Here is a 23,061-nt window from a genome sequence, read left to right as displayed (position 1 = left end):
ACAGGCCGGACTCCTGCTACAGGGGAAGTTCCATGGCCACACAAGAAAAGAGAACTCGCAAAATGGCTGGCGCGCACCCGACCCCACTGTTCACCGCCTTGCTGATCGACGGACAGCTCGTTGCCGGCCAGGGTGTGGCCGAGCCGATCCTCAACCCGGCCACGGGCGAGGTGCTCACCCACATCGCCGAAGCCAGCGGCGAACAGGTCGAAAGCGCCATCCTCGCTGCCTATCGGGCCTTTGCCGGCTGGTCGCGGACCACCCCGCAGCAACGCGCCAATGTCCTCCTGGCGATCGCCGAGGCGGTGGAGAAAAACGCCGACCTGCTGGCCCGCCTGGAATCCCTGAACTGCGGCAAGCCCCTGCACCTGGCCCGCCAGGACGACCTGAGCGCCACCGTCGACGTATTCCGCTTCTTTGCCGGTGCCGTGCGCTGCCAGACCGGCCAACTGTCCGGCGAATACCTGCCGGGCTACACCAGCATGGTCCGCCGCGACCCGATCGGCGTGGTGGCCTCCATCGCCCCCTGGAACTACCCGATCATGATGGCGGCGTGGAAGATCGCCCCGGCCCTGGCCGCCGGCAACACCCTGGTGTTCAAACCGTCCGAACACACGCCACTGTCGATCCTCGCCCTGGCGCCGCTGCTCGCCGAATTGCTGCCACCTGGGGTGATCAATATCGTCTGCGGCGGTGGCGAAGGGGTCGGCAGCCATCTGGTCAGCCATCCGAAAGTGCGCATGGTGTCGCTGACCGGCGATATCGTCACCGGCCAGAAAATCCTCCAGGCCGCCGCCAAGAGCGTGAAGCGCACCCACCTGGAACTGGGCGGCAAGGCCCCGGTGATCGTCTGCAACGACGCCGACCTGCAGGCCGTGGTCGAGGGCGTGCGCAACTACGGCTACTACAACGCCGGGCAGGATTGCACCGCCGCCTGCCGGATCTACGCCCAGGCCGGCATTCACGACAAACTGGTGGCCGAACTCGGGGCGGCGGTCAGCAGCCTGAGGTTTGCCGGCAAGCGCGACGCCGACAACGAGATCGGCCCGCTGATCAGCACCCGCCAGCGCGACCGCGTTGCCAGTTTCGTCGAGCGCGCCCTGGGCCAACCGCACATCGAACGGATCACCGGGGCCGCGGTGCATTCCGGGGCCGGCTTCTATTACCAGCCGACCTTGCTCGCCGGCTGCCGACAGAGCGACGAAATCGTCCAGCGCGAAGTGTTCGGCCCGGTGGTCACCGTGACCCGCTTCGACGAACTGGGCCAGGCGGTGGACTGGGCCAACGACTCGGAATACGGCCTGGCCTCGTCGGTCTGGACCCAGAACCTGGACAAGGCCATGCAGGTGGCCTCGCGCCTGCAATACGGCTGCACCTGGATCAACAGCCATTTCATACTGGTCAGCGAAATGCCCCACGGCGGCCTGAAGCGCTCCGGCTACGGCAAGGACCTGTCCAGCGATTCGCTTCAGGACTACAGCGTGGTGCGACACATCATGGCGCGCCACGGCCAGCATCTGTAAGACGCTTGACGCTAATAACCAGCCCGCAACGGCACGCTGCATCACGTTCAACTGCCCCGACCATAATTTAAAGAAGAGGGAACCCCCATGTTCGTGCACAAGACCGCACTGCTCAGTGCAATGACCACCGCGCTGCTGGCCAGCGTTTCGATCCAGGCCGCCGAGCCGCTGAAAGCCGTCGGTGCGGGCGAAGGCCAACTGGATATCGTCGCCTGGCCCGGCTACATCGAGCGTGGCGAAAGCGACAAGGCCTACGACTGGGTGACGGGCTTCGAGAAGGAAACCGGCTGCAAGGTCAGCGTGAAGACGGCGGCCACCTCCGATGAAATGGTCAGCTTGATGGCCAAGGGAGGTTATGACCTGGTCACCGCCTCCGGCGACGCCTCCCTGCGACTGATCGTTGGCAAGCGTGTGCAACCGATCAACCCGGCGTTGATCCCGAACTGGAAGAACCTCGACCCGCGTCTCAAGGATGCACCCTGGTACGTGGTCAACAAGCAGACCTACGGCACGCCTTATCAGTGGGGCCCGAACGTGCTGATGTACAACACCAACGTGTTCAAGCAGGCACCGACCAGTTGGGGCGTGCTGTTCGACCCGCAGAACCTCCCGGATGGCAAGGCGAACAAGGGCCGTGTGCAGGCCTATGACGGCCCGATCTATATCGCCGACGCGGCGCTGTACCTCAAGTCGGCCAAACCGGAACTGGGCATCCAGAACCCCTACGAACTGACCGAGCCCCAGTACAAGGCCGTGCTCGACCTGCTGCGCGCGCAGCAGCCGTTGATCCACCGCTACTGGCATGACGCCACAGTGCAAATGAGCGACTTCAAGAACGAAGGTGTCGCCGCGTCCAGCTCCTGGGGCTACATGGTCAACGGCCTGCAGGCGGACAAGCAACCGGTGGCCTCGACCATTCCGAAGGAAGGCGTCACCGGCTGGGCCGACACCACCATGCTGCACGCCGATGCCAAGCACCCCAACTGCGCCTACAAGTGGATGGACTGGTCGTTGCAGCCCAAGGTCCAGGGCGACGTCGCGGCCTGGTTCGGCTCGTTGCCGGCGGTGCCGGCGGCGTGCAAGGAAAGCGAGCTGCTGGGGGCCGAAGGCTGCAAGACCAACGGCTTCGACCACTTCGACAAGATCGCCTTCTGGACCACCCCGCAGGCCGCAGGCGGCAAGTTCGTGCCGTACAGCCGCTGGACCCAGGACTACATCGCGATCATGGGCGGTCGTTGAGTCCCATGCGCTCTTGAACTTGTAGGAGCCGGCTTGCTGGCGATGGCGTCCGGATGGGCGATGCAAGGCTCACGGGCCTCATCGCTGGCAAGCCAGCTCCTACAGGGGGGGGCGCGGTGTTAGTCAGATCGCTCTCCACCGATTCAGATTTTCCAGAAGTCCAGGCCGGGCCGCTGCCATAACCCGTGCCTTCTCGGAGCACCGCCTCATGACGCTTGCAGTCCAGTTCACCCACGTTTCCCGTCAATTCGGCGAAGTGAAAGCCGTAGACCGGGTCTCCATCGATATCCAGGACGGCGAGTTCTTTTCCATGCTCGGCCCTTCCGGCTCGGGCAAGACCACCTGCCTGCGCCTGATCGCCGGTTTCGAACAACCCAGCGCCGGCTCGATCCGCATCCATGGCGAAGAAGCCGCCGGCCTGCCGCCCTATCAGCGCGACGTGAACACCGTGTTCCAGGATTACGCGCTGTTCCCACACATGAACGTGCGCGACAACGTCGCCTACGGTTTGAAAGTCAAAGGCGTCGGCAAGCACGAACGCCTGAACCGCGCCGAAGAAGCCCTGGGCATGGTCGCCCTGGCCGGCTACGGCGAGCGCAAGCCGGTGCAGCTCTCCGGCGGCCAACGCCAGCGCGTGGCCCTGGCCCGCGCTCTGGTCAACCGCCCCCGGGTGCTGTTGCTCGACGAACCCCTCGGGGCGCTGGACCTCAAGCTGCGCGAACAGATGCAAGGTGAACTGAAAAAGCTGCAACGGCAACTGGGCATCACCTTCATCTTCGTCACCCACGACCAGACCGAAGCCCTGTCCATGTCCGACCGCGTGGCGGTGTTCAACAAAGGCCGCATCGAACAGGTCGACAGCCCGCGCAACCTCTACATGAAGCCGGCCACTGCGTTTGTCGCCGAGTTCGTCGGCACTTCCAACGTGATTCGCGGCGAGTTGGCGAAACAGCTCTGTGGCAGCGACCTGCCGCTGTCGATCCGCCCGGAACACGTGCGCTTCGCCGACGGACCGGTGCAAAGCCACGAGGTCGAGATCAGCGGCCTGCTCCACGATATCCAGTACCAGGGCAGCGCCACCCGCTACGAACTGAAACTGGACAACGGCCAGACCCTGAACATCAGCCAGCCCAACACGCAATGGTTGGACACCAGCGCCGGACACCAGGCCGGCCAGCGCATCACCGCGCGCTGGGCGCGGCAAGCCATGACCGTGCTGGCGAGCGAGGTGTGAGATGAACACCCTGGCCCTCCCCCAAGAAGCCACGACCGACGCGCCGATGCGGCGCTTCTCCAACCTCCTGTACCGCCGCCCCAACGTCTACCTGGCGCTGCTGCTGATGCCGCCGCTGATCTGGTTCGGCGCGATCTACCTGGGCTCGTTGCTGACCTTGCTCTGGCAGGGCTTCTACACCTTCGACGACTTCACCATGGCGGTCACCCCGGACCTGACCCTGGCGAACTTCGCCGCCCTGTTCGCGCCGTCGAACTTCGACATCATCCTGCGCACCCTGGGCATGGCGGTGATGGTGTCCATCGCCGCCGGCATCGTCGCCTTCCCCATCGCCTACTACATGGCGCGCTACACCACGGGCAAGACCAAGGCGTTCTTCTACATCGCGGTGATGATGCCGATGTGGGCCAGCTACATCGTCAAGGCCTACGCCTGGACCCTGCTGCTGGCCAAAGGCGGCGTCGCCCAGTGGTTCGTCCAGCACCTGGGGCTGGAACCGCTGTTGCAGTTCGTCCTGGGGATTCCCGGCATCGGCGGCAGCACCCTGTCGACCTCGCACCTGGGACGCTTCATGGTGTTCGTCTATATCTGGCTGCCGTTCATGATCCTGCCGATCCAGGCCTCGCTGGAACGCCTGCCGCCGTCGCTGCTGCAGGCCTCCGCCGACCTTGGCGCCACGCCGCGCCAGACCTTCCTGCAGGTGGTCCTGCCGCTGTCGATTCCGGGCATCGCGGCGGGTTCGATCTTCACCTTCTCGCTGACCCTGGGCGACTTCATCGTGCCGCAACTGGTCGGCCCGCCCGGCTACTTCGTCGGCAGCATGGTCTACGCCCAGCAGGGCGCCATCGGCAACATGCCGATGGCGGCGGCCTTCACCCTGGTGCCGATCGTGCTGATCGCCGTGTACCTGTCCATCGTCAAACGCCTGGGGGCCTTCGATGCGCTCTAATGCACAACAACACGGGGACAAGGCCTCACTGGGTCTGCGCCTCGCCGCCTGGGGCGGGCTGGTGTTCCTGCACTTCCCGATCCTGATCATCTTCCTCTACGCCTTCAACACCGAAGACGCGGCGTTTAGCTTCCCGCCCCAGGGCTTCACCCTGAAGTGGTTCAGCGTGGCCTTCGCCCGGCCGGACGTCCTGGAAGCCATCAAGCTGTCCTTGCAGGTTGCCGCCGTTGCCACGCTGATCGCCCTGCTGCTCGGCACCCTGGCCTCGGCCGCCCTGTATCGCCGGAACTTCTTCGGCAAACAGGGGATCTCGCTGATGCTGATCCTGCCCATCGCCCTGCCGGGGATCATCACCGGGATCGCCCTGCTCGCGACCTTCAAGACCCTGGGGATCGAGCCGGGGATGTTCACCATCGTCGTCGGCCACGCGACCTTCTGCGTGGTGATCGTCTACAACAACGTCATCGCCCGTTTGCGGCGCACGTCCCACAGCCTGATCGAAGCCTCGATGGACCTGGGTGCCGACGGTTGGCAGACCTTCCGCTACATCGTCCTGCCGAACCTCGGCTCGGCGTTGCTGGCCGGCGGCATGCTGGCGTTCGCCCTGTCGTTCGACGAAATCATCGTCACCACCTTTACCGCCGGGCATGAACGCACCCTGCCGATCTGGCTGCTCAACCAGCTCAGCCGGCCACGGGACGTGCCCGTGACCAACGTGGTGGCCATGCTGGTGATGATGGTCACGATGCTGCCGATTCTCGGCGCCTACTACCTGACCCGCGGCGGCGAAAGCGTGGCCGGCAGTGGCGGGAAATAACCTGACGCCCCATAAGGACATAACCATGCAAACCAAACTGCTGATCAACGGCCAACTGGTCAACGGCGAAGGCCCGGCCCAATCCGTGTTCAATCCGGCCCTGGGCCGGGTGCTGGTGGATATCCACGAAGCCAGCGAGGCCCAGGTCGACGCCGCCGTGCGCGCCGCCGACGCCGCCTTCGAGTCATGGTCGCAGACCGCGCCGAAAGACCGTTCGCTGCTGCTGCTCAAACTGGCCGACGCCATCGAGGCCCACGGTCCGGAGCTGGCGAAACTGGAGTCGGACAACTGCGGCAAACCCCTGAGCGCCGCGCTGAACGACGAGATCCCGGCGATCGCCGACGTGTTCCGCTTCTTCGCCGGCGCCAACCGCTGCATGAGCGGGTCGGCGGCTGGCGAATACCTGCCCGGGCACACCTCGATGATCCGCCGCGACCCGGTGGGCGTGATCGCCTCCATCGCGCCGTGGAACTACCCGTTGATGATGGTCGCCTGGAAAATCGCCCCGGCCCTGGCCGCCGGCAATACCGTGGTGCTCAAGCCGTCGGAACAGACCCCGCTGACCGCGTTACGCCTGGCCGAACTGGCGGCGGAGATCTTCCCGGCCGGGGTGCTCAACCTGGTCTTCGGTCGCGGCCCTAGCGTGGGCAATCCGCTGGTGACCCACCCAAAAGTGCGCATGGTGTCGCTGACCGGCTCCATCGCCACCGGCTCGCACATCATTGCCAGCACCGCCGACAGCGTGAAGCGCATGCACATGGAACTGGGCGGCAAGGCGCCGGTGATCATCTTCGACGACGCCGATATCGACGCCGCCGTGGACGGCATCCGTACCTTCGGTTTCTACAATGCCGGCCAGGACTGCACCGCCGCCTGCCGGGTCTACGCCCAGGCCGGGATCTACGAGAAGTTCGTCGAGAAACTCGGCGCGGCGGTCAGCACCCTTCAGTACGGTCTGCAGGACGATCCTGAAACCGAACTGGGTCCGCTGATCACCGCCCAGCATCGTGATCGCGTGGCCAGCTTCGTCGAACGAGCGGTGGCACAACCGCATATCCGCCTGGTGACGGGCGGCAAGGCAGTGCCCGGAAACGGCTTTTTCTTCGAACCGACGGTCCTGGCCGATGCCCGCCAGGATGACGAAATCGTTCGTCGCGAGGTGTTCGGGCCAGTGGTGTCGGTGACGAAATTCGACGACGAGGCCCAGGTGCTGGGTTGGGCCAACGATTCGGATTACGGCCTGGCGTCGTCGGTGTGGACCGCCGACATCGGTCGCGCCCATCGTCTCTCGGCGCGCTTGCAGTACGGCTGCACCTGGGTCAACACCCACTTCATGCTGGTCAGCGAAATGCCCCACGGCGGTCAGAAACTGTCCGGGTATGGCAAGGATATGTCCATGTACGGATTGGAGGACTACACCACTGTGCGGCATGTGATGTTCAAGCACTAAGCAGGTCTACCTGTGGCGAGCGGGCTTGTCGGAACGCCGCACCACCGCTCTGGGGCGCGAAGCGCCCCTAAAACCGGAACACTCGGTATATCAGCTAGATCGAGAGACAAAAATGATCTTTATAAAGATCACCAAGCCTATTAATGATCGATATAAGGATCATTTATTGTTAAATCCAGACGAATGCTCTAGGGTTAAAGCCACTCATTGACCCCAGGTTTACACCCCAGATGACCGTTCGTAGCTACTCCCCCGCCAGCCTTGATGCCCTGCAGGTCATGGGCAACGTCATCCGCCTCGAACGCAAGGAGCGGGGACTGACGATACAGGCGCTCGCCGACAAAGTGGGGGTGTCGCGTGGAACGGTTCAGCGTATCGAGCACGGCGACCCACGATGCGAAATCGGTGTGGTCTTCGAACTGGCGACAATCCTGGGCATCGCACTGTTTTCCGATACGACCCCCTTACGCCATCTGAGCACCTACCTGGATGCCAAAATCGCCGTGCTACCGAAAAGTATTCGGACACCGAGAAAAAAGGTAAGCAATGACTTCTAAAGCCGATCAATGTTTCGTTTGGTTGTGGCTACCCGGTGAAACCGAGCCCGTGGTCGCGGGAAACCTGGTTCGTGACAAAAGCCGTTTCGTGTTCGTGTACGGCAAAAGCTATCTGGCACGAAAAAATGCCATTGCGCTGAACCTGCGCGAACTACCGTTGGGCACCGAGGTCATTGAGCCCATCGATGCCATGACCATGCCCAGTAGCATCCGCGATGGCTCACCGGACGCATGGGGGCGGCGAGTCATCATCAATCGGCTTTACGGTAAACAAGGCGCAGCCGCTTATAACCAGGACCTGGATGAGCTTACCTACCTGATGGAGTCCGGTTCGGATCGTATCGGAGCTCTGGATTTCCAGGCATCCGCCACTGAATTCAGCCCCAGGAACGCCAGATCGGCGACCCTGGATGAGCTGATGCAGGCAGCGGAGCTGGTGGACAAGGGGGTGCCTTTGCCGGTCGATCTCGATCAAGCGCTCAACCACGGAACCTCTATCGGTGGTGCACGGCCCAAAGCACTGATCGAAAGTAACGGACATAAGTACGTCGCAAAATTCTCAGCGTCAAACGATCAAATCAACGTAGTGAAATCGGAATTTATCGCCATGAGGTTGGCGACCCTGGCAGGTATGAATGTCGCACCTGTTCGCATGGAACGGGCTTTGGGTAAGGACGTGTTGCTCATCGAGCGCTTTGACCGAACGGCTACAGAAAAAGGTTGGACGAGAAAAATAATGGCATCGGCGCTGACGCTGTTCGGGCTGGATGAAATGCTGGCACGCTACTGCAGCTATGAGCAATTGACGGACATCATCCGTGCTGACTTTACCGACCCGAAAGCCGATCTCAAGGAATTGTTCTCACGACTGACCTTCAACATTCTCTGCAGCAATACCGACGATCACGGGCGTAATCATGCTGCTTTTTTTGATGGAAAAGCCTACCAACTGACGCCGGCCTATGACATTTGCCCGCAGATGCGCTCGGGGACCGAAGCGACACAGGCCATGCTGATACTGGGCAACAATAACCAGAGTCGACTCTCCGTTTGTCTGGCTGCACGGGAAAAATTCCTACTCGAAGAAGCCCAGGCACTGGAGATCATCGAACAGCAGTTGGAAGCGATAACCAACTATTGGCCGAGTGTCTGCGCTGAATCGGGTATTAATGAGATCGACCTTCAGGTCCTGAAAAGCCGACAGATACTGAACCCTTATGCTTTTGAAGGGCTGTCCGGGAATGCCGAACGCCTGACGAATCAAGCAGAACGTATTCGTCGCTCGCTTTAGCCCTGAACCGCCTCACAGAAATGATCTTTATAACGATCACAAAACACCATTATGTTCTCTATAAAGATCATCAATAAAAAAACTCATTCCAAACGGGGCGACTCCGGGGTGATGGCGGCGTACGTTGCTCAAAACCGCGAAGCACTCTCCATCACATTCAACAGACAGTACATTGCAGTGCGATCCGCTTGCGACAAAGCGCGATAACGCTCCAGCAGTTGTAGCTCTTCAGCGCTGAGCTTGCGCACCCTGGGCCGGGACGAGGCCCTGAACGTCCAGAGGAACAGCATGAAACCGACAATGCTTCGCGCCTTTGCCATGATGACCTTTTCCCTCGCTGGATGAACCTGTCCCGCCTGGACGAACCGCTTCAGACGTCCCCTAAGCGTAGGAACAGTCCGAAGCAGGCTAAGAACATTTCGAAATTTCCAGCAAGATAATTCAAATTATCCGAGCAAGCCCCGTCAACGGGGGCCTGCTGCTCTGTTATTCATAGCGAACCACCTCAAACCCTTCCTCCACAGCCGGCGCTTCGAAATAACGGGAAATCACTTCGAACTCGGCCTCGCTGGTCTTGAACGGGTGATCCCCCGCTTCGTTGCGGACCTTCAGGCGGGCCTTGCACAGGTCATCGCCCACATCGAGGAAATGCAGCCGATGGGCCACCCCTGCGTTTTCGAAGACCGACCGGGCCCAACGCCGGCTGGCCACGGTATTGGACGGGAAATCGAGAACCACCGAGATCCCCGCTTTCAATAGCGCCACGACATGCTCGGCCAAGGCCGCCCGCAAGCGACCGGCACAACGCACGTAGTCCGCTATCTCGGTGATCTCGCCCGGATACAGGTGGGCGAGCCAAACGTCCTCGCTGATCAGCACCGTCGAGGGTGTCGTCGCCAGGCGTTGCGCCAGCGTCGATTTGCCTGAGCCGATCTTTCCACAGACCAGGTGCAGGGTCGGAACGTATTGGCCAGTACCACAGGTTTCAGGTTGCGACATTTCAATCTCCTTTTGATGTCCAGTCCCCACGAAGCGGCCAGAAAAAACCCGCCTCGGTGGGCGGGTTTCGGGTGTTTTCAGAACACGCGTCAGCCCACCCTCGTATAGAGGGTGGGAATAATCGAGGCGTTCAAGTGTGAGTTCATGAGTCCGACCTTATTCTCTCAAGCGTCTTGCAGCAAGAGTTAGCCCTTCACTCACGCAAATCCGACTCGTGAATCGGCTGCTCGCGATGGGTCGCGCGCTGATACTGCGCCGGCCAGATGGCCTTGCGTCCACCCAGGTCATCGTCCGCGTGCAACGGCCAGTAAGGGTCGCGCAACAACTCGCGGGCCAGCAGGATCACATCCGCCTGACCGGTGCGCAGGATGTGCTCGGCCTGGGCCGGCTCGGTAATCAGGCCGACAGTACCGGTGGCGATGTCGGACTCCTTGCGCACGCGCTCGGCGAAACGGGTCTGATAACCGGGGCCAGTAGGAATTTCCGCATTGGCGGCGGTGCCACCCGAGGACACATCGATCAGGTCGACGCCCAAGGCTCTCAGACGTCGTGCCAACTCCACCGTCTCATCAGGGTTCCAGCCATCCTCCACCCAGTCGGTGGCCGAAACACGGACAAACAGCGGTAACGCTTCGGGCCAGACCGCACGCACCGCCTCGGTCACCTGCAACACCAGGCGGATGCGATTTTCGAAGGAGCCACCGTATTGGTCGCGGCGCTGGTTGCTCAATGGCGACAGGAACTGGTGCAACAGATAACCATGGGCCGCATGTACTTCGACCACTTTGAAACCGGCCTCCAGCGCCCGTTTGGCCGAGGCGACAAAAGCTGCGATCACCTCGGCGATCTGACTTTCACTCAGTGGTACCGGCGACGTGTGCTGCGGATCGAAGGCAATCGGCGACGGACCGACCGGTGTCCAGCCGCCCTCCTCCGGCTTGACACTGCCATGCTTGCCCAGCCAGGGCCGATGGGTGCTGGCCTTGCGTCCGGCATGGGCCAGCTGGATCCCCGCCACCGCGCCCTGGGCGGTGATGAAGCGGGTGATGCGTCGCAGCGGTTCGATCTGTTCGTCGTTCCACAGGCCCAGGTCCTGGGCGGTGATCCGGCCCTCGGCGGTGACGGCGGTGGCTTCGGTGAAAACCAGCCCGGCCCCGCCCACCGCCCGGCTGCCCAGGTGGACGAGGTGCCAATCATTGGCCAGGCCGTCGACGCTGGAGTATTGGCACATGGGCGAGACCGCGATGCGGTTGAGCAGGGTCAATTGACGAAGGGTATAGGGTTCAAGCAGCAGACTCATGGGGCACCTCTCAAATCAAGTGGGCTGGCTCCAGGGTTCTGTTAGAACGTCGGCAAGTGACAAGAGTGGTGGATAACCCGCCCCCCGGCGGGTAAAAAACAGGACGACGTCACAAGACCATTCAGACAGTGCTTACAGCCTAGTCGACAACGGCGCCGCCGGGAGGATTTAGCGCGGCTCGATATGGGCAATCATCAGCTGCACGCTTTCCTTGCCGCGAAACTCGTTGAGGTCGAGCTTGTAGGCCAGTTCCACCCAGTCGACCCGCGCATTGGTCCACAGCTCCGGGTCGATGCCGAAGGCAATGCCATCGAGCTTCAGCGAACCGCACTCGCTTTTCAACACCACCTTCAGGTGTCGTTCGCCGACGATGCGTTTTTCCACCAGTTGGAACACGCCATGGAACAGCGGCTCGGGGAAATGCTGGCCCCAGGGGCCGGCATTGCGCAGCGCCCGGGCCAGTTCCAGGTTGAACTCCTCCAGGGCCAGCGAACCATCGGTCTGCAAGCGTCCGGTCAGGTCGTCTTCCGACAGTTGACGACGCACTTCAGCATCGAAGGCTTCGGCGAACAGCGGGAGGTTTTCCTGCGCCAGGCTCAGGCCCGCCGCCATGGCATGACCACCGTACTTGCCCATCAGGTCCGGGTGCTGCGCCGCCACCACGCTCAAGGCATCGCGAATATGGAAACCCGCGACCGAACGACCGGAGCCCTTGAGCATGCCGTCGCCGGCATCGGCAAAGGCGATGGTCGGACGGTGGTAACGGTCCTTCATGCGTGAAGCGAGGATACCGATCACCCCCTGGTGCCAGTCCGGCTCGAACAGGCACAGGCCGAACGGCATCGACTCCAGCGGCAGATCCTTGAGCTGGGCCAGCGCTTCGCGCTGCATGCCCAGTTCGATGGACTTGCGGTCCTTGTTCAGGTCATCGAGCTGGGTCGCCATTTCCAGGGCCAGGGCCGGGTCTTCGCAGAGCAGGCATTCGATCCCCAGGCTCATGTCGTCCAGGCGCCCCGCCGCATTCAGCCGCGGGCCGAGGATAAAGCCCAGGTCGGTGGAAGTCAGGCGCGAATGATCACGCTTGGCCACTTCCAGGATCGCCTTGAGCCCCGGCCGGGCACGCCCCGCGCGAATCCTCTCCAGGCCCTGGTGCACCAGGATGCGGTTGTTGGCATCCAGCGGCACCACGTCGGCGACGCTGCCCAGTGCCACCAGGTCGAGCAGTTCGCCGATGTTCGGCTGCGGCCTGCTGGCGTAATGGCCCAGGCTGCGCAGGCGCGCGCGCAAGGCCATCAACACGTAGAAAATCACCCCGACGCCGGCCAGGGCCTTGCTCGGAAACTCGCAGCCCGGCTGGTTCGGGTTGACGATGGCATCGGCCGCCGGCAATTCGCTGCCGGGCAAGTGGTGGTCGGTGACCAGCACCTTGAGCCCCGCCGCCTTCGCCGCCAGCACCCCGTCGATGCTGGAAATGCCGTTGTCCACGGTGATCAGCAACTGCGGCTCGCGCTGCAGGGCCACGGCGACGATTTCCGGGGTCAGGCCATAGCCGTATTCAAAGCGGTTCGGCACCAGGTAGTCGACATGCGCCGCGCCCAGCAGGCGCAGGCCCAACACCCCGACGGTGCTGGCGGTGGCACCGTCGGCATCGAAGTCGCCGACGATCAGGATCCGCTGACGCTGCTCCAACGCCGTCACCAGCAAGTCCACCGCCGCGTCGATGCCCTTGAGTTGCTGGAAGGGAATCAGCCGCGCCAGGCTCTTGTCCAGCTCGTCCTGGGAAACCACGCCGCGAGCGGCGTAGAGGCGGGTCAACAACGGCGGCAGGTCACCGAGAAACGGCAGTGTGGCGGGCAGCGGGCGGGGTTCGATACGCATGGGAATAATTAACCGCGCTCGCCCATCAGCCATTCCAGCTGGACTTCATGCTGGCCACGATCGTCGGTGACGAAGAGCGTACCTTCGCTGATCATCACGTCCCACTTGATCACCCGCGGCATGTCCTTGGCCAGGGTTTCCAGCACTTCTTGCGGCACCGCGGCGATGTTGACGTTCTTCAGGTTCTTGACCGCGTCGACCACCTTGGTCTGCCAGACCCGCAGGCTGCCGTAGGCCAGCAGACTGGTGCGCTCGGTGCGACGGGAACACCAGGTCAGGCGGTCGGCGTCCGGTTGACCGACTTCGATCCAGTGCAGGACGCGATCGTCCAGACTCTTTTCCCACAGCGCCGGCTCATCCACTTCCGACAGGCCCCGACCAAAAGCCAGCAGTTCGTTGTACCAGAAGGCGTAGGCCAGCAGGCGCACGGTCATGCGCTCCTCGGTCTCCGACGGGTGGCGGGCGATGGTCTGGTTGACGCTCTCGTAAACCCCGCGATCCAGGTCGGTGAGGTTCAGGTTGAATTTGTAGGTGGTGGACGGCTGGGCCATGAACAGGGCTTCTAAGGACAAGGAAAGGCGGCCAGTCTAACCGATACGCAGGACAAGCAACGACTGCTCGCGGTTATGCTGATGCGTCCAGCCATGATAAAAGGCTCCATTACCTCCGTCTTGTTCTACAGGATTTGCCATGCCGCTCACCGCCAAACCCCTTTCCGGCCTGAAGGTCATTGAGCTCGGTACCCTGATCGCCGGTCCTTTCGCCTCACGGATCTGTGCCGAATTCGGCGCGCAGGTGATCAAGGTGGAATCGCCGGACGGCGGCGACCCGCTGCGCAAATGGCGCAAGCTGTACGAAGGCACGTCGCTGTGGTGGTTTGTCCAGGCGCGCAACAAGCAATCGCTGACCCTGAACCTGAAACACCCCGAGGGCCTGGCCATCCTCAAGCAGTTGCTCGGCGAAGCAGACATCCTGATCGAGAATTTCCGTCCCGGCGTGCTGGAAAAACTCGGCCTGGGCTGGGAGACCCTGCACGCCCTGAACCCCAGGCTGGTGATGGTGCGCCTGTCGGGCTTCGGCCAGACCGGGCCGATGAAGGATCAGCCCGGCTTCGGCGCGGTCGGCGAGTCCATGGGCGGCTTGCGTTACATCACCGGTTTCGAGGATCGCCCACCGGTGCGCACCGGCATTTCCATCGGCGACTCGATTGCCGCGCTCTGGGGGGTGATCGGCGCGCTCATGGCCCTGCGTCATCGCGAAGTCAACGGCGGCAGCGGCCAGGTGGTGGACGTGGCCTTGTATGAGGCGATCTTCGCCATGATGGAAAGCATGGTGCCGGAGTTCGACGTATTCGGCTTTATCCGCGAGCGGACCGGCAACATCATGCCGGGCATCACCCCCTCCTCGATCCACACCAGCGCCGACGGCAGGCATGTGCAGATCGGTGCCAATGGCGATGCGATCTTCAAACGCTTCATGCAGGCCATCGGCCGCGACGACCTGGCGAACGACCCGGCACTGGCCAGCAATGATGGCCGCGACAGCCGGCGCGACGAACTCTATGGCGTGATCGATCGCTGGGTAAACAGCCTGCCACTGGACTCGGTGCTCGCCACCCTGAACCAGGCCGAGGTGCCCGCCAGCCGGATCTACAGCGCCGAGGACATGTTCAACGACCCGCAGTTTCTCGCCCGGGAAATGTTCATCCAGGCCAAGCTGCCCGATGGCAAGGCCTTCAAGATGCCGGGGATTGTGCCGAAATTATCGGAGACGCCCGGCTCCAGCGAATGGGTCGGGCCTGAACTGGGCGAGCATAACCACGAGGTGCTGGGGAACCTTGGCTATGACGCCGCACAGATTGCCCGCTTGCATGAAAGTGGCGCTATCTAGCGTGCGATGGTGGCAAGACCCTGGCCTGACTGCACGAAAGGTATGGACCTCATGAGTCCTCGTTTTTTCTGGCAACACCGTCGCTGTCGACGACCGACCCTCGCCCTGCTGGCCGCGCTGGCCTGTGCCCTGCCGAACGCTGCCCAGGCCAAGGACACGCTGATCTGGCTGCTGCGGGACCTGCCACCGCTGACCATCTTCGATGGTCCGCAAAAAGGCCAGGGGGTCGTCGATCAGCTACGGCCGCTGTTGGTGGCCGCCATGCCCGAGTACGAGCATACGGCCCTGCGGGTCAACCGGGCGCGGGCCATGCAGATGCTCGCCGAGCCTTCGTTTACCTGCGATCCGATGCTGCTCTGGACAGCCGAGCGGACGAAAAAGATGGTCTTCTCGATTCCCAGCTTCGGCCAGGCCAGCAACGGGCTGGTGGTGCGCCAGGCGGACCGCCAACTGATCGAGCCGTTTGTGCGCAATGGCCAGGTCGACCTCGCCGCCCTGCTGGCCAGCGATCGCCTCAAACTGGGTATTGTCGCCGAACGCAGCTACGGCCCGCTGGTCGACGATCTGTTACGGCAGACGCCCGCGGCGCGCCTGGCACCGCATTATGGCAACGATGCCCTGGGCAGCCTGTTGCAGATGCAGCGGCTGGGACGCCTGACCGCGCTGCTGGGCTACTGGCCGGAAACCCGCTACCTGGCCCAACAACAAGGCATCGCCCCCCAGGACCTGGCGTTCTATCCGATCAAGGGCCTCGCCAAATACCAGTTCATCCGCGTCGGTTGCTCCGACACGGAACAAGGGCGCGCGGCCATCGCCCATATCAACCGGATCCTGCGCACGGTGCGCCAGCACCAGTTGCTCGACTTCTATGTGCAATGGCTCGACCCGCAGCAGCGGGATGCCTATCTGGAGGACGCCAGGCAGTTTTTCCTGGCCCCCGAGGATCAGTGATAAACACCAGGCAAAAGAAACCCCGAGAAGTGGGGAGACAACTCGGGGTTAAACGAGGCCTACAAAGACCAGTCAAACAAGCTACAAGCACCGGAGCACAATGCTTGCTCCTGCCGATATAAGTCCGACAACCTTTTCGAAAAAAAGGTTCCCGAAAACCGCTACACCCCCGCCGAACGGAACATTTTGTCCTGCGCGGCGTGACGCAGGGCCGCGATGACACAGGGCTCCAGGCGCCCTTCGGCAATGCGCAGATCGCGGTGCAGCCCGTCGACCACATCGGTCAACAAGCGCTTGTCGTTCAGTTGCGCGTGGCTGACCTCACGGGCCAGCAGGGTCAGGCCCGCGCTATTCTTCACCGTCAGCAGGCATTCACCCTGATGCCCCGATGGCGTCAGAATGACGGGATAAGGACTCAATGCTTCATTCAGCAACAGACTGATACTTTCCATCTCGATCACCACTCAATAGTCAGAACCCGACAGGCCAAAGACAAAGGGACTGTGCCAATGACCGCCAGTCAGAGAAGAAAGTTCGTCAAGCCAGCTAACCTGATACCGGTAGGCGCCGAGCATCAGGCGGCTGCGCCTAGCGTTCCATTGCGAGCATGAACCAGAAAGATGACAGAGAGAAAACAGCGAAATCCGTCGCCCCACCCGCCCTTGCGAATCGTCCTCGCGGACGATCATCCGATTTTTCTCATCGGCCTGCGCGCCGTCCTCGAACGTGCCCCCGGGCTGAGCGTCGTCGGCGAGGCCAGCACCCCACAGGAACTGCTCGAGCTTCTGCAAAAGGGTGCCTGCGACGTACTGGTCACGGACTTCATGATGCCGGTCGAACAGCAGAACGACGGTCTGCGCATGCTGGAAAGCGTGACGCGGCAACACCCGCACCTGCCGATCGTGGTGGTCACCATGCTCAACAACGCCGGGCTGTTCCGGTCGATCCTCGATCTCGGCGTCATGGGGCTCCTGAGCAAGGCCAGCCTGGCCGCCGAGCTGCCGGCGGCCATCGCCCAGGTACAACGCCGACGGTCCTACGTGGCCAACTCCGTTCGGCAGATCCTGGCGCTGGCCGGCGAGGTCGGGGAACACCGCCTGGGCGACCAGGAACAGCTTTCACCCCGGGAGCTGGAGGTGACACGCCTGCTGGCGGCCGGGCGTACCGTCGGTGAAATCGCCACTCTATTGTGCCGGAGCAAGCAAACGGTGAGTGCCCAGAAGGTCAGCGCCATGCGCAAGCTCGGCCTGTCCAACGACGCGGCGTTGTTTCTCTACCTTCAGGAACATGGCCTGGCCTGAAACAACCCCGCTGAGCACCACTTGCAAGTTCATGCCCCGCACCATGCGCAAGGCGCCGGCGACCGTCGTTGATAGGTCGCCAGTAAGCCCGCCAGGCGCGCGACCGACGCCGGCTTGCGCAGGCAGCCCAGGACGTGCAACCCCTGCTGGCGGGCCATATGGGCCGCGCCCTCGAGCACCTCCGGCTCGGCACTGCTGAGGATGATCAGGGCCTGTGCCTCCCGCCCTTCGGCCAGGGAACGAATCAGTTCCAGGCCATCGCCCTCCTCCAGGTGCAGATCGCAGATGGCCACGTCGATCGGCCCACGGTTGGCCAGGGATTGCCGGGCGCTCTCGACAGTTTCCGCCGTCAGCACATCAAAGACCCCGGTGGCATTGAGCATCTGGTGCAGGGCCATCAGCTGAAAGGCGTTGTCTTCAAGAATCAGGACTTTGAGTGCGCGCATCGAGGGTCTCCGCAAAATGAGGCGGCCGTGGTCCGCAATGACCCTCGACTTTAATCAACCCCACCCCCGATATCCCATAGGACAAGTCCTAAAGTGCCGGAACCTGCGCCTGCAGGTGCGGCTCGATATCGTCCAGCACACGCTCGATGGCCTGCTTGAGGGCCTGCCAGTACGCAGCCATCCGCTCGTCGGACTTGAGCCGCACACAGACGTCCAGGTCGGCACAGGCCCGCGCCAGGGCGACGGCATCGATCAGGCAGGCGATCCCCTTGAGCCGATGGACCGCCACCGCCAGGCCGTCCCAGTTCCCCGAGCCGACCGCAACCTCCAACGCCCCGCGCTCCTGTTCGAGGTTCTTGCGCAGCTCCAGCAGCATGCGCCGCATGACCTCGGCGTTGGCACAGGTCATGGCGTTCAGGGCCTGAATATCAAAGGAACGTTCGGGTACGATGCTCACCAGCAGCTGGGTCAGATCGTCCAGGGAAACCGGCTTGACCAGCAGTTCGGTCATCCCCGCCTGCAGGCAACGCTGGCGTTCGTCACTCATGGCATTGGCCGTGCAACCGACTACCGGGCATGGCGGACGCTGCTCCCGGGCCTCGAACCGACGGATCGCCTCGGCCAGGGCATAGCCGCTCATGCCAGGCATGTTGCAATCGCTGATCACCAGGTCGAACGGTTCCTGCTGCAAGGCTTGCAGCGCCGCCTCGCCACTCTGGCAGGCAACGACCTGCTGGCCGAGAAAGCGCAGCTGCTGGTCGAGCACCAGGCAGTTGGCGGACAGGTCGTCGACAATCAGCACCTTGAGGGAGGCCAGCCGAGGCCTCGCCGCCTCCACCGCGGGAGGCAAGGCCGGAGCCGGTTCCACGTGCCTGAGCGTCAGTTCGATACGCACCCGCGTCCCGGCCCCCGGTTGGCTGAGCAAGACGATGGTGCCGCCCATCAACTCCACCAATTGCTTGCAGATGCTCAAGCCCAGGCCGGTTCCGCCATATTCTTCATCGGCTTGACCCCGGGCCTGGACAAAGGGTGCGAAGAGCGTCTTCTGCTGCTCCAGCCCGATCCCCCTGCCGCTGTCTTCGATCAGGATGCACAAGGTTTCCAGGTCCGCCGTGGACGACACACCGCGCACACGGATGCGCACATAGCCCTCGGCGGTGAATTTCAGCGCATTGCCGATCAGGTTGTTCAACACCTGGCGCAAACGCAGCGGATCGAACCAGTGGTAGCCCGCAAGCCCCGGGTCAACCTCCAGGCTCAGTTCGACGCCCTTTTCCCGTGCGACGGCCTCGAACAGTTGCCGCACGCTTTCCAGCACCGCGACCAGGGAACCGGCGCGCAAGGCCAGGTGCATGCCGCCGGCCTCGATCTTGGCCAGGTCCAGGCTATCGCCGATCAAGCCCGTCAGCTCCTGCGCCGACTGATACGCCACCTGCAGCGCCCGGGAGAAGCCCTGGCCCTTGGCACGGGCCTGCTCGCGCTCGAGTTCGAGCAGGCCGATGATGGCCACCATGGGGGTGCGAATTTCATGGCTCATGGTGGCCAGGAACGCACTCTTGGCCTGGTTGGCCTGCTCCGCCTGCTGGCGCGCCTCCATCAGTTGGGCTTCGAGCTGCTTGCGTTCGGTAATGTCGATCCAGCCCCCCAACAGCCCCTGCAACTGCGCCTCCGCCGAATAGAACGGCACCATCCACTGGTAGATGTCGATCCTGCCGCTGGCGAAGTCGAGTTGCCGGTCCTGGAACAGCGGCTGCTGGGTCTCGAACAGCCGGATGAACTCGGCATGCAGTTGCTCCGCGGTGGCCTGGGGCAGAATGTCCACTTCGGTGATCCGTCGGCCCTGGACTTGTTCCAGCGTGGTGGCAAAGCGCTCCTCGTAACTGCGGTTGCAGGTCATCAAGCGGCCGTCCAGGTCACGGACGAAGATCGGATTGGGGATACCGTCCAGCAGGGCGCGCTGGAAAGCCAGTTGATCGCTGAGTTCCTGTTCGGCCCGGCGGCGTTGGCGAATCTGGATGTTCAGGCGACGGTTCCAGGCCAGGGAGACACCGCCCAGCAGGATCATCACCGCCGTCAAGCCGTAGACCCAGCGCGGCACGCGCTCCCAGACCGGGCGCATCGGCGCCAGGCCGATCGCGCCATGCCATTTGATCCGCAACGCGCGCAGTTCGGCCACCGGGAATGCCTCCAGGGCCTTGTTCAGGATGCTGAGCAGCTCCGGCTCGGTCTTGACCACCGAGAAACTGTCGGCCGACCAGAGCCCTTCGACGCTGCGCCCGACCTTCAAGCGTCCGGGCGGATACAGGTAGGCCCGGGTATCGCTCTGGATCGTCGCGGTCGCCTCGCCGCGCTCGACCATCGCCCTGGCCTCCTCGGGGGTCTTGACCGTGCGCAGGTCGATGTCCGGATAATCCCTGCGGATCATCGGCTCCAAGGCGTGTTTCTCCGGCAGCACCAGCACCCGACCGGACAGTTGCGAGAGCGAGCCGAGGGGCGAATCGTGCACCCGCACCACGAACACCCAGGCGCTGCCGCCAAAGGCATAGGTGAAATTCAGGAAAGTCTTGCGCTCGACACTCTCGGCCAGCGTCGTGCTCATGAGCGCCTTGCCGTCGTGGAGCAGGTCGACGCTCTCGGCGGTGGAGCCGGTCTCGCGGAAATCGAACTGCAGGCCGGTCATGCGGGAGATGCGTGACAGCAGGTCCGGGTTGAGACCGACCCAGCGGTTGTGACCATCCTTGTAGATATGCGGCGGGTACGGCTGGGCCACCACCGTGACCCGCGGATTGCGCTCGATCCACGCCAGCTCGGCGGCGGTGAGGCTGATGCGCTGCTGGGCGATATCCGAGCCGAAGCCGGTGGTCCAGCGGGCGAGGATCTCCCGCCGCGTGGCGTTGTCGGTGTTGTCCAGCACGCGCTCCACCAGGGCACTGAGCACGTGATCGGACTGGCGCGTGGCAAAGGCGAAACCGATCGGCGGCAAGTCGCTCTTGTCCTTGATGTGCACGCCCATGTAGGGCCGCAGGCTCTTGTAGGCGCGGACAATCACCTCGTTGCCGATAAAGGCCTCGACCTCGCCCTGGGACAGCGCTTCCAGGGCACTGTAGAGGGTCGGGGCAAGGATGATCTCGCTCTGCGGGTAGGTGGCGTGTACCACCTGGGCATCGGCGTAGCCATCGAGCAGCACCACCTTCTTGCCCTTGAGATCGTGAAAGCCGTGGCCGCCGGCGCGGCCGACGATCACCGAGCGGTCCGGCATGTAGTCGCTGGAGAAGCTCAGCCCGGGCACGCCGCGCTCATAGCCGTTGGCGCTGGTGAGAATATCGATCTGCCCGCTGCGCAGGGCCTCGACAGCCTGGTCGCGCTCGCCGAACCCGAGCACCTGGACCTGCACCCCCAGGCGATCGCGGATCAGCCCCACGTAGTCGGCGCTGATGCCCTGGTAGCGGTTGCGGTCATTGGTGATATCCACGGGTTCATAGTCGGCGACCGAAATCCCCACCCGCAAGGTCCGCTCCGGCCCCAGCCATTGCTCCTCCTCCGGGCTCAGGGGCAGGCGCTCGACCTCGACGAACGAGGGCGGCAGGCTGAACGGCAGGCCCTGGGCCGCCATCGAGCTCGCGGGCAGGCACAGCAGCACCCACCACAACAGCCTGGCCAGAACGGATTGTATGGAACGACCCCAAAACACCATGACGAACTACCTGCCCTCTTCGGTCCATTTCAAGAAATGGCAAAAAACAGGGCAAGTTTGACATGCGAAAACGATAAAGCCCGCCAAGGGGCGGGCTTTAATGTGTGACCTTTCTAGTCTGTCAGAGCGGCTTACCGCGGTTGCCATGCTGGCTGACAAAGGCTTGCACGGCTTTCAAGTCGTTGGCCAATACGGTGCAACGCTCATCTCGCTCAAACAAATCTGAAAGATGTGCAGGTAGTTCAAGGGCTTTTCCTACGCCCGCCTTCTCCACTGCCTCAGGGAACTTGACCGGATGCGCGGTCCCCAGCACCACCATCGGGGTGTCCAGGCTGCGCCGGCACTCGCGGGCCGCCCGCACACCGATGGCGGTATGCGGATCGAGGACTTCACCGCTCTGGGCGAAGACTTCGGCGATGGTCTCGCAGGTCTGCGCATCGTCCACGGCCAGGGAGTCGAACAGCTTGCGCGCTTCGCTCCAGCGGTCCTGGTCGACACTGAAACCGCCACCTTGCTTGAAGGTGTCCATCAGGCCGGCGATGGCCGCGCCGTTGCGCCCGTGCAGGTCGAACAGCAGGCGTTCGAAGTTCGACGACACCATGATGTCCATGGACGGCGACAGGGTCGCGTGCAGGGTTTCCTTGACGTACTGGTTGCCGCTCATGAAGCGGTGCAGGATATCGTTGCGGTTGGTGGCGACGATCAGTTGGCTGATCGGCAGGCCCATGTTGCGTGCCAGGTAGCCGGCGAAGATGTCGCCGAAGTTGCCGGTTGGCACCGAGAAGGCCACCGAACGGGCCGGACCGCCCAACTGCAGGGCCGCGTGGAAGTAGTAGACGATCTGGGCCATGATCCGCGCCCAGTTGATCGAGTTCACCGCCACCAGGCGCGTGCCCTTGAGGAAGCTCTGGTCGGCGAAGCTGTTCTTGACCATTTCCTGGCAGTCGTCGAAGTTGCCTTCGATGGCGATGTTGTGGATGTTGTCGCCGAACAGGGTGGTCATCTGCCGACGCTGCACCTCGGACACCCGGTTGTGCGGGTGGAGGATGAAGATGTCGACGTTCTCGCAGTGCTTGCAGCCTTCGATGGCGGCCGAACCGGTGTCACCGGAGGTGGCGCCGATGATCACCACGCGCTCGCCACGTTTTGCCAGCACGTAGTCGAGCAGGCGACCGAGCAGTTGCAGGGCGAAGTCCTTGAACGCCAGGGTCGGGCCGTGGAACAGCTCCAGCACCCATTCGTTGCCGTTCAGTTGGCGCAGCGGCGCCACGGCGTTATGGGCGAAGGCACCGTAGGTTTCCTCAAGGATCTTTTTGAAGTCGGCGTCCGGAATGCTACCGGTGACGAACGGGCGCATGACCCGGAACGCCAGCTCGTGATACGGCAGGCCGGCCCAGGAAGCGATTTCCTCCTGGGTGAAGCGCGGCAGGTTTTCCGGCACGTACAGGCCGCCGTCGCTGGCCAGGCCGGCCAGCAGTACGTCTTCGAAGTTCAGGGCCGGTGCCTGGCCGCGGGTACTGATGTAACGCATGAAGAATTCCT

General features: G+C 63.0%; 19 protein-coding genes and 1 pseudogene. 11 read left to right on the top strand and 9 right to left on the bottom strand.

From position 1 onward, the window contains the following. The first annotated feature begins 32 nt into the window (after positions 1–32). From UCMB321_RS05760 to UCMB321_RS05725, 8 genes are all read left to right on the top strand, one after another. Positions 33–1,523, top strand: a complete 1,491-nt coding sequence (locus UCMB321_RS05760; protein WP_084614811.1) for a gamma-aminobutyraldehyde dehydrogenase — start codon at positions 33–35, stop codon at positions 1,521–1,523. Between the two features lie 87 nt (positions 1,524–1,610). Next, the gene (gene ydcS, locus UCMB321_RS05755) at positions 1,611–2,762 is read left to right on the top strand and encodes a putative ABC transporter substrate-binding protein YdcS (protein WP_040064555.1); all 1,152 of its coding nucleotides are present in this window, start codon (positions 1,611–1,613) and stop codon (positions 2,760–2,762) included. A 208-nt stretch (positions 2,763–2,970) separates the two neighbouring features. Then, a complete protein-coding gene (locus UCMB321_RS05750) occupies positions 2,971–3,996 on the top strand; it encodes an ABC transporter ATP-binding protein (protein WP_040064551.1) in 1,026 nt (341 codons plus the stop codon). A gap of 1 nt (position 3,997) precedes the next feature. Then, on the top strand, positions 3,998–4,945 hold the full coding sequence (locus tag UCMB321_RS05745; protein ID WP_040064549.1) for an ABC transporter permease: 948 nt from the start codon (positions 3,998–4,000) through the stop codon (positions 4,943–4,945). Beyond that, entirely contained in the window at positions 4,935–5,762 is an 828-nt protein-coding gene (locus UCMB321_RS05740) for an ABC transporter permease (protein WP_040064547.1), read from the top strand. Before UCMB321_RS05745 ends, UCMB321_RS05740 begins: the two co-directional genes overlap by 11 nt. 25 nt (positions 5,763–5,787) lie before the next feature. After that, complete coding sequence (locus UCMB321_RS05735; RefSeq protein ID WP_040064545.1) at positions 5,788–7,212, top strand: gamma-aminobutyraldehyde dehydrogenase; 1,425 nt, start codon at positions 5,788–5,790, stop codon at positions 7,210–7,212. A 230-nt stretch (positions 7,213–7,442) separates the two neighbouring features. Beyond that, positions 7,443–7,769, top strand: a complete 327-nt coding sequence (locus UCMB321_RS05730; RefSeq protein ID WP_040064544.1) for a helix-turn-helix transcriptional regulator — start codon at positions 7,443–7,445, stop codon at positions 7,767–7,769. Further along, a complete protein-coding gene (locus UCMB321_RS05725; protein ID WP_040064542.1) occupies positions 7,759–9,060 on the top strand; it encodes a type II toxin-antitoxin system HipA family toxin in 1,302 nt (433 codons plus the stop codon). The genes UCMB321_RS05730 and UCMB321_RS05725 overlap by 11 nt, the downstream gene beginning before the upstream one ends. 128 nt (positions 9,061–9,188) lie before the next feature. On the opposite strand, the gene UCMB321_RS05720 is transcribed toward UCMB321_RS05725, so the two are convergent. The 5 genes from UCMB321_RS05720 to UCMB321_RS05700 all read right to left on the bottom strand — a co-directional run bounded on the left by UCMB321_RS05720 (position 9,189) and on the right by UCMB321_RS05700 (position 13,788). Further along, on the bottom strand, positions 9,189–9,380 hold the full coding sequence (locus tag UCMB321_RS05720; protein ID WP_040064541.1) for a hypothetical protein: 192 nt from the start codon (positions 9,378–9,380) through the stop codon (positions 9,189–9,191). Positions 9,381–9,546: 166 nt separating this feature from the next. Then, positions 9,547–10,059, bottom strand: coding sequence for a P-loop nucleotide/nucleoside kinase family protein (locus tag UCMB321_RS05715; RefSeq protein ID WP_052451077.1), 513 nt, complete (start codon positions 10,057–10,059; stop codon positions 9,547–9,549). Between the two features lie 193 nt (positions 10,060–10,252). Then, positions 10,253–11,359 carry an NADH:flavin oxidoreductase/NADH oxidase gene (locus tag UCMB321_RS05710; protein WP_040064539.1) on the bottom strand — a complete coding sequence of 369 codons (1,107 nt, stop codon included), beginning with the start codon at positions 11,357–11,359 and terminating at the stop codon, positions 10,253–10,255. A 168-nt stretch (positions 11,360–11,527) separates the two neighbouring features. Beyond that, positions 11,528–13,237: a single-stranded-DNA-specific exonuclease RecJ gene (gene recJ, locus UCMB321_RS05705; RefSeq protein ID WP_040064536.1), complete on the bottom strand. Its 1,710-nt coding sequence runs from the start codon at positions 13,235–13,237 to the stop codon at positions 11,528–11,530. An 8-nt stretch (positions 13,238–13,245) separates the two neighbouring features. After that, positions 13,246–13,788, bottom strand: a complete 543-nt coding sequence (locus UCMB321_RS05700; RefSeq protein ID WP_040064534.1) for a YaeQ family protein — start codon at positions 13,786–13,788, stop codon at positions 13,246–13,248. Positions 13,789–13,927: 139 nt separating this feature from the next. Between UCMB321_RS05700 and UCMB321_RS05695 the strand changes: the two genes are divergently transcribed. Continuing rightward, the gene (locus tag UCMB321_RS05695; protein WP_040064532.1) at positions 13,928–15,127 is read left to right on the top strand and encodes a CaiB/BaiF CoA transferase family protein; all 1,200 of its coding nucleotides are present in this window, start codon (positions 13,928–13,930) and stop codon (positions 15,125–15,127) included. A gap of 51 nt (positions 15,128–15,178) precedes the next feature. Beyond that, positions 15,179–16,078 (top strand): TIGR02285 family protein, encoded by a 900-nt coding sequence (locus tag UCMB321_RS05690; protein WP_040064574.1) that lies wholly within the window; start codon positions 15,179–15,181, stop codon positions 16,076–16,078. A 161-nt stretch (positions 16,079–16,239) separates the two neighbouring features. Here the strand turns inward: UCMB321_RS05690 and UCMB321_RS05685 are convergent, their stop codons facing one another. Further along, complete coding sequence (locus tag UCMB321_RS05685; RefSeq protein WP_040064529.1) at positions 16,240–16,530, bottom strand: DUF3509 domain-containing protein; 291 nt, start codon at positions 16,528–16,530, stop codon at positions 16,240–16,242. A 168-nt stretch (positions 16,531–16,698) separates the two neighbouring features. On the opposite strand from UCMB321_RS05685, the gene UCMB321_RS05680 reads away from it, so the two are divergent. Continuing rightward, positions 16,699–17,379 (top strand): response regulator, encoded by a 681-nt coding sequence (locus UCMB321_RS05680; RefSeq protein WP_040064528.1) that lies wholly within the window; start codon positions 16,699–16,701, stop codon positions 17,377–17,379. A 65-nt stretch (positions 17,380–17,444) separates the two neighbouring features. Here UCMB321_RS05680 and UCMB321_RS05675 read toward each other — a convergent pair. The 3 genes and pseudogenes from UCMB321_RS05675 to thrC form a co-directional block, all read right to left on the bottom strand. Further along, positions 17,445–17,825, bottom strand: a pseudogene (locus tag UCMB321_RS05675) (response regulator); the annotation flags it as partial. A gap of 88 nt (positions 17,826–17,913) precedes the next feature. Continuing rightward, complete coding sequence (locus UCMB321_RS05670; protein ID WP_040064526.1) at positions 17,914–21,519, bottom strand: ATP-binding protein; 3,606 nt, start codon at positions 21,517–21,519, stop codon at positions 17,914–17,916. A gap of 121 nt (positions 21,520–21,640) precedes the next feature. Beyond that, entirely contained in the window at positions 21,641–23,050 is a 1,410-nt protein-coding gene (gene thrC, locus UCMB321_RS05665; RefSeq protein ID WP_040064525.1) for a threonine synthase, read from the bottom strand. Positions 23,051–23,061 lie beyond the last annotated feature (11 nt).

Origin of the sequence: Pseudomonas batumici, from assembly GCF_000820515.1 — a bacterium.
Taxonomy (GTDB): Bacteria; Pseudomonadota; Gammaproteobacteria; order Pseudomonadales; family Pseudomonadaceae; genus Aquipseudomonas; species Aquipseudomonas batumici.
Note: the sequence above shows the minus strand (reverse complement) of the source record. Positions and strands in the feature narration are given on the sequence as shown.